Origin of the sequence: Proteus vulgaris (assembly GCF_016239305.1) — a bacterium.
In the GTDB taxonomy this organism is placed as follows: Bacteria; Pseudomonadota; Gammaproteobacteria; order Enterobacterales; family Enterobacteriaceae; genus Proteus; species Proteus vulgaris_C.
The window spans coordinates 181,359-196,179 of sequence record NZ_JAEHOQ010000002.1 but is presented as its reverse complement, the minus strand read 5'-3'; the positions used below and the strand labels follow the sequence as shown (position 1 = coordinate 196,179).

General features: G+C 37.6%; 15 protein-coding genes. 7 read left to right on the top strand and 8 right to left on the bottom strand.

Annotated elements, in window-relative coordinates:
* Positions 1–17 precede the first annotated feature (17 nt).
* From arsD to arsC, 4 genes are read left to right on the top strand one after another with little or no spacing between them, the layout of a single operon-like run.
* Positions 18–386, top strand: a complete 369-nt coding sequence (arsD, locus tag JEP40_RS02375; protein WP_198622289.1) for an arsenite efflux transporter metallochaperone ArsD — start codon at positions 18–20, stop codon at positions 384–386.
* 12 nt (positions 387–398) lie between these two features.
* A complete protein-coding gene (gene arsA / locus JEP40_RS02370; RefSeq protein WP_198622288.1) occupies positions 399–2,150 on the top strand; it encodes an arsenical pump-driving ATPase in 1,752 nt (583 codons plus the stop codon).
* Between the two features lie 50 nt (positions 2,151–2,200).
* The gene (locus JEP40_RS02365; RefSeq protein ID WP_198622358.1) at positions 2,201–3,490 is read left to right on the top strand and encodes an arsenic transporter; all 1,290 of its coding nucleotides are present in this window, start codon (positions 2,201–2,203) and stop codon (positions 3,488–3,490) included.
* 10 nt (positions 3,491–3,500) lie between these two features.
* Positions 3,501–3,926, top strand: coding sequence for a glutaredoxin-dependent arsenate reductase (gene arsC, locus JEP40_RS02360; protein ID WP_198622287.1), 426 nt, complete (start codon positions 3,501–3,503; stop codon positions 3,924–3,926).
* A 174-nt stretch (positions 3,927–4,100) separates the two neighbouring features.
* On the opposite strand, the gene JEP40_RS02355 is transcribed toward arsC, so the two are convergent.
* Positions 4,101–5,222 (bottom strand): cupin domain-containing protein, encoded by a 1,122-nt coding sequence (locus JEP40_RS02355; protein WP_198622286.1) that lies wholly within the window; start codon positions 5,220–5,222, stop codon positions 4,101–4,103.
* Between the two features lie 125 nt (positions 5,223–5,347).
* Between JEP40_RS02355 and JEP40_RS19175 the strand changes: the two genes are divergently transcribed.
* The gene (locus tag JEP40_RS19175; protein ID WP_269814746.1) at positions 5,348–5,473 is read left to right on the top strand and encodes a hypothetical protein; all 126 of its coding nucleotides are present in this window, start codon (positions 5,348–5,350) and stop codon (positions 5,471–5,473) included.
* Between the two features lie 242 nt (positions 5,474–5,715).
* Here the strand turns inward: JEP40_RS19175 and JEP40_RS02350 are convergent, their stop codons facing one another.
* From JEP40_RS02350 to JEP40_RS02340, 3 genes are all read right to left on the bottom strand, one after another.
* Positions 5,716–6,423: an ArsR/SmtB family transcription factor gene (locus JEP40_RS02350; RefSeq protein ID WP_198622285.1), complete on the bottom strand. Its 708-nt coding sequence runs from the start codon at positions 6,421–6,423 to the stop codon at positions 5,716–5,718.
* Between the two features lie 77 nt (positions 6,424–6,500).
* Positions 6,501–6,815: an antibiotic biosynthesis monooxygenase family protein gene (locus JEP40_RS02345; protein WP_198622284.1), complete on the bottom strand. Its 315-nt coding sequence runs from the start codon at positions 6,813–6,815 to the stop codon at positions 6,501–6,503.
* Between the two features lie 302 nt (positions 6,816–7,117).
* Positions 7,118–7,588, bottom strand: a complete 471-nt coding sequence (locus JEP40_RS02340; RefSeq protein WP_198622283.1) for a DMT family transporter — start codon at positions 7,586–7,588, stop codon at positions 7,118–7,120.
* Between the two features lie 102 nt (positions 7,589–7,690).
* On the opposite strand from JEP40_RS02340, the gene JEP40_RS19040 reads away from it, so the two are divergent.
* Positions 7,691–8,137, top strand: a complete 447-nt coding sequence (locus JEP40_RS19040; RefSeq protein ID WP_232799129.1) for a LysR family transcriptional regulator — start codon at positions 7,691–7,693, stop codon at positions 8,135–8,137.
* A 150-nt stretch (positions 8,138–8,287) separates the two neighbouring features.
* Entirely contained in the window at positions 8,288–8,590 is a 303-nt protein-coding gene (locus JEP40_RS19035; protein ID WP_232799128.1) for a hypothetical protein, read from the top strand.
* A gap of 28 nt (positions 8,591–8,618) precedes the next feature.
* On the opposite strand, the gene JEP40_RS02330 is transcribed toward JEP40_RS19035, so the two are convergent.
* The 4 genes from JEP40_RS02330 to JEP40_RS02315 are packed head-to-tail and all read right to left on the bottom strand — an operon-like array spanning position 8,619 to position 14,735.
* The gene (locus tag JEP40_RS02330) at positions 8,619–11,267 is read right to left on the bottom strand and encodes a bpX6 domain-containing protein (protein ID WP_198622282.1); all 2,649 of its coding nucleotides are present in this window, start codon (positions 11,265–11,267) and stop codon (positions 8,619–8,621) included.
* On the bottom strand, positions 11,260–13,158 hold the full coding sequence (locus JEP40_RS02325; protein ID WP_198622281.1) for a hypothetical protein: 1,899 nt from the start codon (positions 13,156–13,158) through the stop codon (positions 11,260–11,262). Before JEP40_RS02325 ends, JEP40_RS02330 begins: the two co-directional genes overlap by 8 nt.
* A 33-nt stretch (positions 13,159–13,191) precedes the next feature.
* Positions 13,192–13,620: a hypothetical protein gene (locus JEP40_RS02320; protein WP_198622280.1), complete on the bottom strand. Its 429-nt coding sequence runs from the start codon at positions 13,618–13,620 to the stop codon at positions 13,192–13,194.
* Positions 13,617–14,735, bottom strand: coding sequence for an AAA family ATPase (locus JEP40_RS02315; protein WP_198622279.1), 1,119 nt, complete (start codon positions 14,733–14,735; stop codon positions 13,617–13,619). Before JEP40_RS02315 ends, JEP40_RS02320 begins: the two co-directional genes overlap by 4 nt.
* Positions 14,736–14,821: the final 86 nt, after the last annotated feature.

Below are 14,821 nucleotides of genomic sequence, written 5' to 3'. Positions count from 1 at the left end.
AGATATGAGGTGCCAGTATGAAAAAATTAGAAGTCTTTGATCCCGCATTATGTTGTAGCACTGGTGTGTGTGGAACCGATGTTGATCAAGCATTAGTTGATTTTGCAACCGATGTTGATTGGTTAAAAAAGCAAGGGGCTAATATTCGACGTTTTAATTTAGGGCAAGAGCCTATTGAGTTTGTTAATAATTCAAAAGCAAAAGCCTTTCTTGAAACCGCAGGTGCTGGATCATTACCTCTTATTTTACTTAATGGTGAAGCTGTTTTAACGGGGCGTTACCCAAAACGTAATGAACTAGCTAGATGGTTTGGTATTAATTATACAAATGACAATAAACCTACGATCAAAAGTAGTTGTTGTGGAAACAATGACGGTTGTTGCTAAAGGAGAAATACTGTGAAATTTCTAGAAAATACGCCAAATTATCTTTTTTTTACTGGAAAAGGAGGTGTAGGTAAGACATCTATTTCGTGTGCAACAGCCATTAAATTAGCAGAGAAAGGAAAAAAAGTCTTATTAGTCAGTACAGATCCTGCTTCAAATGTTGGACAAGTATTTTCACAAAATATTGGCAATAGTATCAAACAAATTACACTAGTACCCAATCTTTCAGCTATAGAAATAGACCCGCAAGCTGCTGCAGAAGAGTACCGAAATAAAATTATCACACCAATTAAAGGTAGTTTACCTGAAGCCGTTATTCAAAGTATTACAGAGCAATTATCAGGAGCTTGTACCACGGAAATAGCCGCATTTGATGAATTTACAGGACTACTAACAAATAAAGAAATTACTGCTAATTTCGATCATATCATTTTTGATACGGCACCAACGGGCCACACAATTAGGTTATTACAATTACCTGGTGCTTGGAATGATTTTATTAGTGATAACCCTGATGGCGCGTCTTGCCTTGGCCCTATGTCTGGGCTGGAAAAACAACGTGAACAATATAGTATGGCTGTCGAAGCTCTTAGTAACAAACAACTCACGCGTTTAATACTCGTTGCCCGACCTCAATCAGCAGCTCTTCGAGAAGTTGCCCGTACCTATAATGAACTTTCCAATCTTGGTATAAAAAATCAACAATTGATCATTAATGGCATTTTCCCTAAATCAGCTATTTCTAACGATGATAAATTGTCGAAATCCCTTTATTTCAGAGAACAAACCGCAATACAAAAAATGCCTGAGGTTCTTCGTAAATTACCAACCGATATGCTTATGCTTCGTGTACGTAATATGGTAGGCATTGAAGCATTAAATCAGCTTTTATCTGATAAAGAGCAAGTGCTACCGACAACTGAATATTTAGAGACTGACTTAACATTGCCCACATTATCATCATTAGTAAACGAACTTGCTGTACAAAAACAGGGTTTAGTTATGCTAATGGGTAAGGGAGGTGTAGGAAAAACAACAATCGCGGCAGCTATTGCGGTTAAGCTAGCAGAATTAGGAGCCGATGTTCATTTAACCACATCAGATCCGGCGGCTCATCTAGAAAATACATTAGATGGAGACTTGCCAAATTTACAAATCAGCCGCATAGATCCCATTGTAGAAACAGAGCGCTACCGTAATTATGTACTAGAAACAAAAGGTAAAGATCTCGATGCACAAGGACGTGCACTGTTAGAGGAAGATTTACGCTCACCATGTACTGAAGAAATTGCAGTATTCCAAGCCTTTTCTCGAATAATCCGAGAAGCAGGTAAACGATTCGTCATTATGGATACCGCGCCTACAGGCCACACATTACTTTTACTGGATGCAACAGGCGCTTACCACAAAGAAATTGCTAAAAAAATGGGTGAAAAAGGGCATTTCCTCACACCAATGATGCAATTACAAGATCCAAAGCGTACAAAAGTAATTATTACTACTTTAGCTGAAACAACACCTGTTCTTGAGGCTGAGAACTTACAGAATGACTTGATCAGAGCAGATATTCACCCATGGGCTTGGATCATTAATAACAGTTTATCTGCGACAAAAACAACCTCACCACTGTTACTTTCTCGAGCTGAACAGGAAATACCACAGATTAAAAAAGTCACCACTTTATTAGCAAAGCGAGTCGCAATTGTTCCATTACAAGAACATGAACCTATCGGCGTTGACGCGTTAAGTAAACTGGCTGATTAACTTTATTTTCTGGTAGAAGGCTCTCAATGAGCCTTCCAAAAGAGGTTCTTATGCTTATTGCAGTATTAATATTTATTTTAACAATCACTTTTGTTATTTGGCAGCCTAAAGGATTGGGGATCGGTTGGAGTGCAACAATAGGTGCGTTAATTGCACTATTGCTAGGTGTCATTAATCTCCAAGATATTCCCGTAGTTTGGAATATTGTATGGAATGCAACCGCAACATTTGTTGCCGTTATTATCATTAGCCTTATTCTTGATGAAAGTGGTTTTTTTGAATGGGCTGCACTCCATGTCGCAAAATGGGGAGGTGGCAAAGGTCGGCTTTTATTTAGTTATATTATTCTGCTAGGAGCATCCGTTGCGGCACTTTTTGCTAATGATGGTGCTGCACTTATTTTAACGCCTATTGTGATTGCAATGTTGTTAGCGCTTGGGTTTAGTAAAGGTACAACATTAGCTTTTGTTATGGCTGCAGGGTTTATTGCAGATACGGCAAGCTTACCTTTAATTGTTTCAAATTTAGTCAATATCGTTTCTGCTGATTTCTTTAATATCGGGTTTACGGAATATGCTTCTGTGATGATCCCTGTTGATATTGCCGCTATTATCGCGACATTAATTATGTTGCATTGGTTTTTTCGCAAAGATATTCCTCAGCAATATGACACCTCAAAATTAGCGGTGCCTGCGACCGTAATTAAAGATGTAAAAACATTTAAAGCAGGTTGGTTGGTATTACTTCTTTTATTATTTGGCTTTTTCATATTGGAACCTTTGGGAATTCCAATTAGTGCCATTGCTGCGGTTGGTGCTGTAATTTTATGGTTTATCGCGGCACAAGGAAAGACGATTAATACTCGAAAAGTTTTACGAGGGGCACCTTGGCAAATCGTAATTTTCTCTCTGGGTATGTACCTTGTTGTTTATGGATTACGTAATGCTGGTTTGACTCAATATCTGTCAGAAATTCTTGATTTCCTATCAAGTCAAGGTGTTTGGATTGCAACACTAGGAACGGGATATATCACCGCATTTTTATCATCAATTATGAATAATATGCCAACAGTTCTTGTTGGCGCCTTATCCATTGAAGGTAGTAATGCCTCGGGATTAATTAAAGAAGCGATGATTTATGCCAATGTAATTGGTGCAGATTTAGGCCCCAAAATTACGCCAATAGGAAGCTTGGCAACATTACTATGGTTGCATGTTTTATCACAAAAAAACATGACCATTACATGGGGATATTATTTTAAAACGGGCATTGTTATGACAATCCCAGTGCTAACAGTAACATTGATTGCATTAGCTCTTCGACTGACATTAATAAATTAGTGGTGACAATATGGATCGCATTGTAATTTATCACAACCCCGATTGTGGGACTTCACGAAATACGCTTGAAATGATACGAAACAGTAGTGTAGAGCCTGAAATTATCCTTTATCTTGATACGCCACCCTCTAAATATGTTTTAGAGAAACTTATCACTGATATGAGAATTTCGGTTAGAGAATTATTACGAAAGAATGTTGAACCCTATGATAAGTTGGGCCTTGAACATATTAATGTGACAGATGAGCAACTTATTGATTATATGTTGCAATATCCAATATTAATCAATAGACCTATTGTTGTGACACCATTAGGAACTCGGTTATGCCGTCCTTCAGAAGTCGTTTTAGATATTCTTTCTGAAGCACAAAAAGGTGCCTTTTCAAAAGAAGACGGACAAAATGTTGTCGATGACAAAGGGAATAAGCTGATATAACAAAATTTATTGACTATTTTTACGGTAATAGAAGCCTCGTTAAGGCGAGGTTTTCTTGTCATCATTAAGCCGAAAGCAGACATCATCTTACTTGAGACAGAAGGAGGGCGGAAACGATAAAATAAAACACCCGCAAGCAGGTGTTTTATCATATTATTGCTAGACAATCGTGTTTTATTCGTCGAAGTACCAATATCCTTGATTGATAAATTCAGTTAATTCCGCAACAAAAGTGGGTTCCATCAGTGCTTCACCGAGTTCATCTTTTCCAACTTCTGTAAGCTGGCACAGTGCATCTGCACCTTTCGTCTCTTTTGTAGACCAACCTTCTGTATTTACAAAGAAATTATCTTCGATACGTAGGACACGTAGCCCGCTCAGTCGGATCAGCTTTTCACCATCATTCAGCGCACTCAGTACTTCTTCTGGCTGATATGGCGGTTCTGCAGGTGCGATATCCAGTTCATGGCGAGGCGTAGTTACAAAACGACCTAACCATTGTTCAAAATCACCAGGCTTGTTGATCATCTCAATCATCATGGCACGCAGGTGTTCAACTTCATGAGTTTCCATTCTTCCTGCATTGTCGCGTATTGTCAGGTTAGGATCGCCGTAATTTATCCCGCCCAGATCTTTTTCCAGCGCGTAGTCTGCAAAGCTACTCAGCAAATCACGGCCATTTGGTCCACGAAAACCAACAGAATAATTCATGGTATCTTCGAAAGTGAAGCCATCATGAGGGAATCCCGGTGGAATATACAGAATATCTCCGGGTGCCATTACTACATCAATAATTGGTTCAAATGGGTCAACATGCAGTAATGCTGGATGAGGGCAGAATTGACGCATTGGTAGGGCGTCGCCTACACGCCAACGACGTCGACCCATTCCTTGGATAATAAAAACATCATAATTATCAATATGTGGTCCGACACCACCTCCCGGTACAGAATAGGAAATCATTAGATCATCAAGACGCCATTCTGGTAATACGCGAAATGGTTTCACCAGTTCAGCCGCCGGCATATGCCAATGGTTGACCGCCTGTACCAGTAGTGACCATCCTTCTTCACCTAACTCGCTGAAGTCTTCAAACGGGCCATGACTTGCCTCCCATTTATTGCCAGTGAGACTGACCAAGCGACTGTCAACTTCCGGTTCCATTGCCAGACCGGCCAATTCATCTGGAGTGATCGGATCGACAAAATCAGGAAATGCATTTTTCAGTACAACAGGTTTTTTTTGCCAGTATTTTTCTAAAAATTCAGGCCAATTAAGATTCAGTTTGTTAACCATGTGACCACATCTGTATAAAGAAATAAGCTGGTAATTATAGAAGTAATGTACAGTGATATTTTTGTTTGGCATCAAATGCCAGTCAATAACACTAATAGGAATAATATTAGAGACGAGAGTTTGATATGGAGAATGAAAATATCAAAGGTCACTGGATGGGTGTTTTTACTTCTGATAATGAAGTCACTGAAATCGACTTTACTGAAGTCGTGATATCCAAAAAGATTTTATTAAAACCCTTAGTGAAGTAGTATCTGAAGAAAAGACAAAAAATCTATATTCAAGATCTAGAAAAAGCAGTGGCGAATAAGCTTTGAGTTAAGAATGAACCAACATAATCAACCAGACCAAAATAGAGATTTCAGTGCCTATCCATATTTAGACACCAAGGTTCGCATAATGTATATTATGTTAAATGGAGTATGATGTGAATATATGTGAGTCTAGGATACGGATCACTTCTGAACGCTCATCTAAAGATGAATCCCCTTTTCTAACTATTTCTTTTTATATTAAAGTGGAGCATTAATGCTTTATAACCTTTCTCGTTGATAGTCACTTCTCTATATCCTTGATGTCGTGTTAACCAAGATTGTGCCTCTGCATAATTAAAAAAAGCGGTACCAATTTGCCCACCTAAATGGAAACGACGCTCACTCCAGTCTAAACATGGGCAGCAAATATTTCGTGAATGCTTTGCTTGAAATTCAATACCTATATTTTTAAATCGCTCAACACCTAGCGTTGTAATAGCATGGCCATCTTCTGTTATCCATTTTTGTTGACAAAGAGAATCATAAATATCAACGGCCACTTCACCTGCTAAATGATTATAACAAGTTCTTGCTTTTCTTAGATTTTTCGGCGTTGTAATTTTTGCTTGTGAAATATGGTTGGTTGAAAAGTTCATTAAATTTTCAATAACTTTTGCAATTTCATCGTCAGCTAATCGAAAATAACGATATTTACCTTGGGATATCACAGAAATCAGACCACTATTCAGTAATTTGGACAAATGACTACTTGCTGTAGAAGCAGAAATATCAGCTACAATCCCCAGCTCAGTTGCTGTCCACGCCCTTCCATCCATTAATGCACAGAGTATTTTGACTCTAGAAATATCAGATATTGCTGCACCTACAGTGGCTATTGCTGATCCTACAGTATGTTGATATTCCGATTTTATCTCTGATTTAGCCATTTAAAAATTAAGCCCTTTGATAGCATGCCATTAATGGGGTAATAACGTTATTGTAGCAAGTTATCGAGTCTATTTAATTACAGACTTTCTGCATCAAATGAGTATTCACGCGCCAAAGAAGCAATGCTAATTTTGTAAAAATCGAAAATAGACTCTCGACCTTCTTGTTGCGCACTTTTATGTAAAATATTTGTCTTCCATTGCAAAACCGCTTCTTCATTTTCCCACCAAGAAAGTGATAATAATTTTCCTTCGGTTGATAAACTCTGAAACCGCTCTATTGAAATAAATCCCTCAATATCTGTTAGTAATGGCCTTAAATCAGTTGCTAAGGATAAATAACGATCCTGTTTTCCTGGTTTGATTTTTACTTCAAATATTACGGCAATCATTAGTGTTCTCCTTTAATCGGGTGATAGTGAGTGTATTGATAAAAAAGGTAAAACACTTCGATAATCATTGAAATGAGCACAATTATCTATTTTAAAAATTATTCTTAATTTATCTTCAATATCATCTTCACCGTATAAACAAAAATTATCATCTCGTGACTCAATTGCTTCATTGCCAATATAAGATCTGTTAGGTGATATTGGTGATCTTTTTGCAACATATATAGGCTCTCAGTAAATTTAACAGTAACTGATTGATAATAGCGTACAACGTTTATAGAGAACTACGCTATAATTTAGTCTTATTTTCGTGAGAACTGGACACATAAAACGCCTAAAATAACCAAACCAATTCCCAAAATCTTACTTAATGGAATAGAGTTTTGACTCATACCAAACCAACCAAATTGTTCAATTAAAGCAGAAATAATCAGTTGCCCTGCAATCACCATCACAAAAAAGGTCGTACTACCAATTTTAGGCACTAAAATTAAAGCAGACGTTAGATAAAGCATACCAGCAATGCCGCCAAACCAGATCCAGATAGGTTGACTAAAAAGATCAGTGCTGAAATTAGGTTTAGGCACTTTAAAGATAAATAAAAGTGGAATTAAAACCGCAATACTGATTAACAGCGATATTGCACTTGCCCATAAAGGATGGCCTAATTGGCGGGCTAATATAGCGTTACTGGCCGCTTGAATAGGCACCACAGCACCTGCAAACAATGCCAAAAAAGCGAGTAAAAGCCCAGATAATGATAATGTTGACATGATAACCTCTTAATAAATTACGACTAAAAATAAATTAAGGGGATGTTAATCAATGATGTTATCTTGAGGAAATGAACAATTTTATAAGGCACTATTCGTGATATGAATAACTTAAGAAAATTAGATTTAAATCAAATGGTTACTCTATTTTATCTATTGCGAGAGTGTCACGTCAGCCGTGCGGTAGAGCGATTACATAAAAGCCAGCCAGCAGTAAGCCATACTCTCAACAGTTTAAGAGAATTATTCCAAGATCCGCTTTTAGTGAGAAAAAATGGTCAATATCAATTAACCAGTAAAGCAGAGTCACTTTATCAGCCACTCACTCAGGCATTAGGACAACTCGATAATCTTATTGCTCAGCAAGATTTTCGGCCCTCTGATTGTAAAAGAGGTTTTAATATTGCCATGTCGGATTATGGCGCAATGCTGATTTCAACAAAATTAGTTCATTATCTGCACTCTTGTGCGCCAGATGTGGATCTAAAAATCTGGCACTGTAGCCGAGAAGAAATGCAAAGTAAGCTACATGAAGGTAGTTTAGATTAAGATATGCGGAAACGAAAGCCAATCGGCTAGCCCCATTGCCTTTTCTGGGTAGACTGATTTATCGACCACGCTAATCAATTTGTCAGTAAAAATAGATTTAGAACATAAGGTGTTATCTAAGGTACTGAAGACTCCGAATGCTTAGTTAGTATGAAACCTTTCGATGCCAATGAAATAGAGCGTCAACTTCAATTGATTAATCAACAACGCCGTATTGCGGTCACTGTACCTTATTGGCAAATAGCGCCTCAATTATTAGAAAATACAAATTTAATATTAACTATTGCTGAAAAAGCGATCCCTCAGAATATGCGTTACAAATTTTTTCTGTTTAAACCCCCTCTTGATATCCCTGAATTAGAATTCCAGATGGTTTGGCATCAACGTAGTGATAATGATAATGCGCTTAATTGGCTAAGAAATACCATCGTGACATTTTTAAAAGAAGAATAAAAAATCATCTTCTTCTTTTAGTCGGTTTTTATTTTAAAAGCAAACTCACTGTATTTACTCGCCCATTATCCCAATTAAAATGCACTAAACGCCCTGTATTATCGAAAAAATACCATTGGTTAAACTCATGACGATAACTTGGTGTAAATTTTGTCGGCCACTTTAATTCAAAACTACAGTGATTTTGATTGTTATATAAACGAAATATCGTTAATTCATCTTTTTGCCAATAAACTAACGTGGCTGTTCTTGAAGTTAAATGAAAAGATTGCTGCTCTTCAATAGATTGAGTATTTGGCAGTTGTAAACGTTGGGTATAGTGTGAATTTGCTGATGTGAGCACGCATTTATCATGTTTTACACCATAGTATGAGTTAGACATCAGATCATATTTTAACTCCTCATTTAATGCTTGAGGCAGATTTTCTCGCTGAGTTAGTCGGCGATTGGGTAAAATATACGACCAGCGTTCTTTCGGTTCACTATTAATTAGCCAATATTCAGAGTCATTGTGGCGAAGAAGCTCGACAACATCACCATTCAAGGTGTCTACATTCCAAACTATCTTAAAGTTATTTTTAGTATCAACAACTTGAACGGTATTGCGAATTGCAATAGTCCAAAAAACGCCATCAAAACTGCGGATAAAAACAGTACATTTTAGTGTACCAAGCTCTTGGATAGACTGTGTTGTGATTGCTAATGAATGAATTTGGAAATAATCACCTCTTGGTGCTAATAATAAAGCGCTTTGGTGGTTTTCTGCGATAACAATATGATAAGTTGGCGTTAAATTATGCCAAAGTTTTCTTCCAGCTTTATCAGTTAATAACACCCCAGATTCACCCAATGCGATAAGATATCGGTGATCATTTAAGGCAACGACATCATAGATAGCAGAAAGCCCTTGCTCTGGAATAGTCGCCGAAATAAAGTGGTTTTGTGTATCTAAGGAATAACGTTTAGCCTCTGGAATATCACTATGAGGGATATCGACTTTGAATAATTTATTCGTACTTTTATGAATAAGTTGGCTAACTTCTTTTTTCTCTAATACCGAGCTAACACCATATTGATCAACAATAATAGGTCGAATTAATTGATTAATCAGTTGTTCAGTTAATTTGGTTTGTTTGGGTAAAGCCAATAATGCTCTAGCTAAAATAGCGCGCGAAATAGAGGCGTTAGGATCATTAATCGTCTTTTTAATATCATTTTGATGTTGATGAAAAGACTCAGGTAATAAAAAGGCCCATTTTACTAGGCTTCGTAGGCTTAATTCTCCACCAGCTTGATAGGCTATTTCTAACCAATGCTTGGCTTTATTACGGCTGTCCTCATTATTTAATTCCCAGATAATGTCGATGGCCTGTAAATAGTCTTCACAAGCAATACGATATTCAGCCCATTCTTCGCGCATTTTATTAGCAATATCAGGATGAGTGTTTTGTAACTGTGAGATCATAAACGAAAACGCATGATGTAAACGAGCATATATAACTGCTGAATTCATATCACCCGCTAAAGAGTATAGGCGAATAATATAAGCCGGTGGCATTGCCCATAATCGAGCTAGTTCAGCTGCTTGTTGATAGCGCTGGAAGCTTTCTAAATAATCGAGTGCTTCTTCTTTTTCTTGCAATAATTCAGCAAGAACAAATAATGCTTCTTCATTACGCCCAGCTTTATCTAGTTTGATAAATTGTTGACGATAAAGTTGTTTTAAATACGTTTGAAGTTCATCACTAAGATAAAGGCTTTTATGCCCTTGTTGATCTACGGATATTTCCAGTTTATTTCGCCCTTTTAATCTCCCTAAATAAGGTGAAGGCGTTGCTTCTTGGTTTCCTTGAGATTTACTCAGTGGAATACCATGTCTCAGTGCTTGATTGACATTATCTTCTTCAAACATTTTCATCATTTTTTTAATGTAATCAGCCTGCTGTTTACTCATGACAGACGCTAAGCCGCTTTTTACTGAAAGTTTATTTAGCCAGCGTTGCCAAGGGGATAATTGAGATATCGTTTTAGATGAAGAATGCATTGCTTCACGATTTTGAGGCGCAAGAAATTTATTAATAATTTTCTGAGTCAGTGATGATGACGCTTTTGCTTGAGGTGTTTGAGATGGAGATGATGAAGTGTTTTCAAATATCGTCTTTATAAATTGCTTTTGTTGATCTGCTGCCGGTGGAATATTGTCACCAATAATCGCTCTAATATTTTTCTCTTCTGATAATGCTTGAGGTTTTATCTCATACAGATTGGCGTAGTTATCAGTCTCTTCAAAATGAATCTCTTTAATATCGAGATAATCAGCAAGTGAGAGAGGTTCAGCTTGCGAAAATAGAAGCGTTGTTACAACACCACTACGAACTAAAGAAAGATCTGCATAAGGCAGTTTTTTTATCTCATCATTATCTAGAGGTGCTGTGCTATAAAGGCGACCGTAACGAATTAAAGGCCATCCCTCAATGGATGAACAATCCACCGTTTTATTTTCAGTAAAACAGAGAACATCTCCTTGTTCGAATCGATAAATACGACAATTAGCTTGCCAATGTTTTATTAAATAAGTAAGGCGTTGAGTCTCATTAAACCAGTCATTAGGTAGCCATAAACCTTCGATTTGACGATATCCCAATAATATTGGATGACGAATATAATCGTTATGCATTTTGGATATCACCTTCTTGTGCAATGGTATAAAGATTTAAGCGTAATTGTTTTTGGTATACATCATAAACAACGACTTGAGCATGATCCGTTAATGCAGCAAACAGGCCTTTAGATGAGCTAAATGAGTAACGTGTAAACGGATTATCTGCACGATATAAGATTTCTATCTCGCCTTTTGAATAACTGGCAATATTTCGCTTGTTTGAACTGAGCATCAAAATATTTAAGGTGGTTAAATCTGCTTCGGTAGAGCCATCAAGTGTTGGATAAAAAAGCCCTATTCCTTGCCATCCTTGGGGTAAGTCTATTTGATAGCCATAGACCTCATCAACTTCCATATTATAAACATGCCAACTTTGTCGATTAGCGCCTAATGAAATGGCACAAGAGATTGATTTAGAGCCATCGGTATATTTATGGTGATAGGCAAATAATACAGCTCTTTGATAGGAAATAAATTGAGTAAAATAGAGTCGGTGCTGGTATTTCTTTTGAGAAAAGTTTGCACCAGTGACCATTTGGATTAATTCACTACTGTCATTGAGATAAATATACACAAGTAGGTCGTCGGCTATTTTCTCTATGCCAAGGACTTTTTCTTCAACGATTTTAAAATTATTTTTTTCTTCGGAATAAATATTGGATGAGAAAGCGACTAACCGTCTTGCCCTATCATGAACAAATAAACTGGTATATTCTCGATTAAATAAATAAGCATTAGAAAGCGTATTACCTCGTCCAATACCTGCTGAAAACTCCTCATCGGAAGGTCGAGGCATATAAGAGAGTTTGGGTAATTGCCAAAAATAGAGGCCATTGTTATTGGAAAGTAACGCGCCTACCTTTTTTCCGTGACACTGTAACGCTAAAATAGCATGGCCATCAGGATATATTTGGTATACAAACGGTTTTTTAAGCGACCTGTTTTGATTTAATCTATTGAGTGGTGGAATTTTAATCACCACTAACCCAGGTTTACCTAATAAAGTGACCCCCACCGCGCTACCATGAAATGAGATAACGGGTGAAAACATGAGTGATATCTTGTGTTCATGTTGATGCGTGTTTTGTACTGAAGACGGCCTTATTTGCCCTTTTAATATTTGTGAGCTGAGTGCTCTAGGCGGTGTTGGTAATACAATATGGCGTTGAAAATGAGGAGTTCGAATATTCACATCAATGGTTTTATTAAAACAATCATCCCCAGTTAATTCGATATGATGGCTTGATGTAATTAGTTTCAATATAGGTTGTTGATGAGCGCCCGTGACTAACCAAATTTCACCATTTTGCGCATTTACATCTTCAGAAATAACGTTTTGCCAATGTGTAATATGTTCGTTTAAAACAGGCGAATAAGTCCGGCGTGTCAATAATTCGTGTAGATCATTTATGGCGTTTAACGGCATTAATGGAATGATTGATTGCAACGTACTCCACATTAATGTGCAACCCGCCTTTTCTGCTCGTTGAGCTAATAAGATAAGCAATGCAATATGAACTAAACGACATTCACCCAGTTGTGAAATACCGGTATCAAAAAGCACGGTGATCTGATTTAAAGATTGTTGAGATTTATAGTTTGGCGCTAAAAAGAGATGCTCTGCATTAATGGCGCGTCTCATAAATTCATCAGGTACTTCATCAGCCATTAACCATTCACTAAGTAGCAGGTTTTGATAATCCCCTTTACGCTGTATTTGCCCTATACCATCTTGTTCAGGTAAGCCACCGAGTTGCTTTCCCTGTACAGGACCTAATACACGACTCAGGCGTTGTAATATGTCTGAAAAGGCAGGAATTAATTCGGGATCTAACCAGCTAAGCCAAGTTTGCCAAGGTTGTAGCGCTTCAGGTAATGATGTGGATTGTGTTGTGGGTAATGACATGATGATAAACCGATCCTTGTGTCACATTATATTTCACTCAAAACACAATTGGGTGAGTGTATCCCGTAGCTTAGGTGTTAATGACCACTGATTATCTAAAGGGATCACCGTTTGAGGTGATGGTAAAAGCAATAGTGGTTGGCGTTTAAAATACTGGACTAAGGCTTGTTCCACCAGCCCATAAGGTAATAAAAGCTGTTGATGTATAGGGAGCCATAATTTAGCTGTTTGAGTAGACGGTGCGATCAGCGTTATATTTTCAACCCAAGGTAAATCAGTCTGTTTTCCTAATACAATAAGTCGATGTTGACTGGTGAGCACTTTTAACCGTTGTTGCTGAACCTCCGGCAAATGAATAATGCGTTCAATAAGTTGTTTGGCTGTTATACCAGTTGCAAACACCCCTTGTGGTTTAGGAGGTGTTGCATTATGTTGCCAAGTCAGTGGAAATGTTGGGCTCATAATAAGTGACTAAACTGTATTGCTAATTGAGTACGTAATATTGCAAGCTCTTCACTTAACATCTCTGTTGAGAAGTTGGCATCTATTTCTCGTAATGTCAGTTCAATATCCACTTTAGATACAGGCTCTGCATTTAGAACATCTGTTGCTCTTTCAATTAAACGATTCATGCGAGATTGAGGCTGTAATGTCGCCTCTTCTACGGAACTAAATAATCGAGAATTCATTGAAAATGAGAGTTCTTGTCGTAAGATTTCACGTCCTTGTTGTTGTGCATCTTCAGTAGGAAGTACATACAGCAAAGGCCAAATATCTTGCTCTGTCGCAATCTCTCGATTATTGAGTACTGTTGCTGCGGCAATAAGACGCTGAACACGAACAATGCGTCTATCTGAAAGCGTGATCCCTGCATTTCTTAATGAACGCACTGCATTAGCAAGCAATGGTCTAACTTGTGTTAAATCGATATTTTTAACCGCAAGGTGTAATTCATCTAATTGAGCAATATCGAGTTGAGCTGAAAGTTGAGTCATGCTTGAAGCCCATCCACCTTCCAGCATGGCTTCTAATTGGTGATCGGGTACAGAATCAATAAAAAGATGAATAAGAAAGCGATCTGAGAATGCGGTAAGATTCGGATCATCAGGCAAACTATTAGTAGCACCAATACAGACTTTTAGTGGACTAATAATATCGGTGTGACCACGTTTAAATCGGCGTTCATTTAAAATACCCAATAAGGTGTTTAAAATCGCGGTCGATCCCAAAAAGACCTCATCAAGGAACACGATATCAGCTTCAGGTAACATTCCTGTGGTATCGGTTTCGACTTTACCTTCTTTGAGTTTTTTGAGATCAACGGCCCCAAATAGCTCAGAAGGCTCAGTAAAGCGACCTAAAAGATATTCGAAATAACGCCCTCCGAGTGTTTGAGAAACTCTGCGTACAACAGCACTCTTCGCTGTTCCTGGAGGGCCAATAACGAGTAAATGCTCTTGAGCAACGGTAGCTAAAATAACTAGCTCAGCAAGTTGTTCACGGTCAACCATACCTTGTGTTGAGCATTGTATAGCTTTACGAATACTATCAATAATTCCATTTATATTTGATGTCATAGGTTTACGCACAATTTAAGAGTTTAACGGCGAGATACTCGCATTATGTAAGTTTTTATTTTTTGACTCAATACTTCAATCAATGA

What these genes read in the sequence shown, in the direction of transcription:
- arsD (WP_198622289.1), top strand. Translation starts at nt 18, where the DNA reads ATGAAAAAATTAGAAGTCTTTGATCCCGCATTATGTTGTAGCACTGGT.
- JEP40_RS02365 (WP_198622358.1), top strand. Translation starts at nt 2,201, where the DNA reads ATGCTTATTGCAGTATTAATATTTATTTTAACAATCACTTTTGTTATT.
- arsC (WP_198622287.1), top strand. Translation starts at nt 3,501, where the DNA reads ATGGATCGCATTGTAATTTATCACAACCCCGATTGTGGGACTTCACGA.
- JEP40_RS02355 (WP_198622286.1), bottom strand. Translation starts at nt 5,222, where the DNA reads ATGGTTAACAAACTGAATCTTAATTGGCCTGAATTTTTAGAAAAATAC.
- JEP40_RS19175 (WP_269814746.1), top strand. Translation starts at nt 5,348, where the DNA reads ATGGAGAATGAAAATATCAAAGGTCACTGGATGGGTGTTTTTACTTCT.
- JEP40_RS02350 (WP_198622285.1), bottom strand. Translation starts at nt 6,423, where the DNA reads ATGGCTAAATCAGAGATAAAATCGGAATATCAACATACTGTAGGATCA.
- JEP40_RS02345 (WP_198622284.1), bottom strand. Translation starts at nt 6,815, where the DNA reads ATGATTGCCGTAATATTTGAAGTAAAAATCAAACCAGGAAAACAGGAT.
- JEP40_RS02340 (WP_198622283.1), bottom strand. Translation starts at nt 7,588, where the DNA reads ATGTCAACATTATCATTATCTGGGCTTTTACTCGCTTTTTTGGCATTG.
- JEP40_RS19040 (WP_232799129.1), top strand. Translation starts at nt 7,691, where the DNA reads ATGAATAACTTAAGAAAATTAGATTTAAATCAAATGGTTACTCTATTT.
- JEP40_RS19035 (WP_232799128.1), top strand. Translation starts at nt 8,288, where the DNA reads ATGAAACCTTTCGATGCCAATGAAATAGAGCGTCAACTTCAATTGATT.
- JEP40_RS02330 (WP_198622282.1), bottom strand. Translation starts at nt 11,267, where the DNA reads ATGCATAACGATTATATTCGTCATCCAATATTATTGGGATATCGTCAA.
- JEP40_RS02325 (WP_198622281.1), bottom strand. Translation starts at nt 13,158, where the DNA reads ATGTCATTACCCACAACACAATCCACATCATTACCTGAAGCGCTACAA.
- JEP40_RS02320 (WP_198622280.1), bottom strand. Translation starts at nt 13,620, where the DNA reads ATGAGCCCAACATTTCCACTGACTTGGCAACATAATGCAACACCTCCT.
- JEP40_RS02315 (WP_198622279.1), bottom strand. Translation starts at nt 14,735, where the DNA reads ATGACATCAAATATAAATGGAATTATTGATAGTATTCGTAAAGCTATA.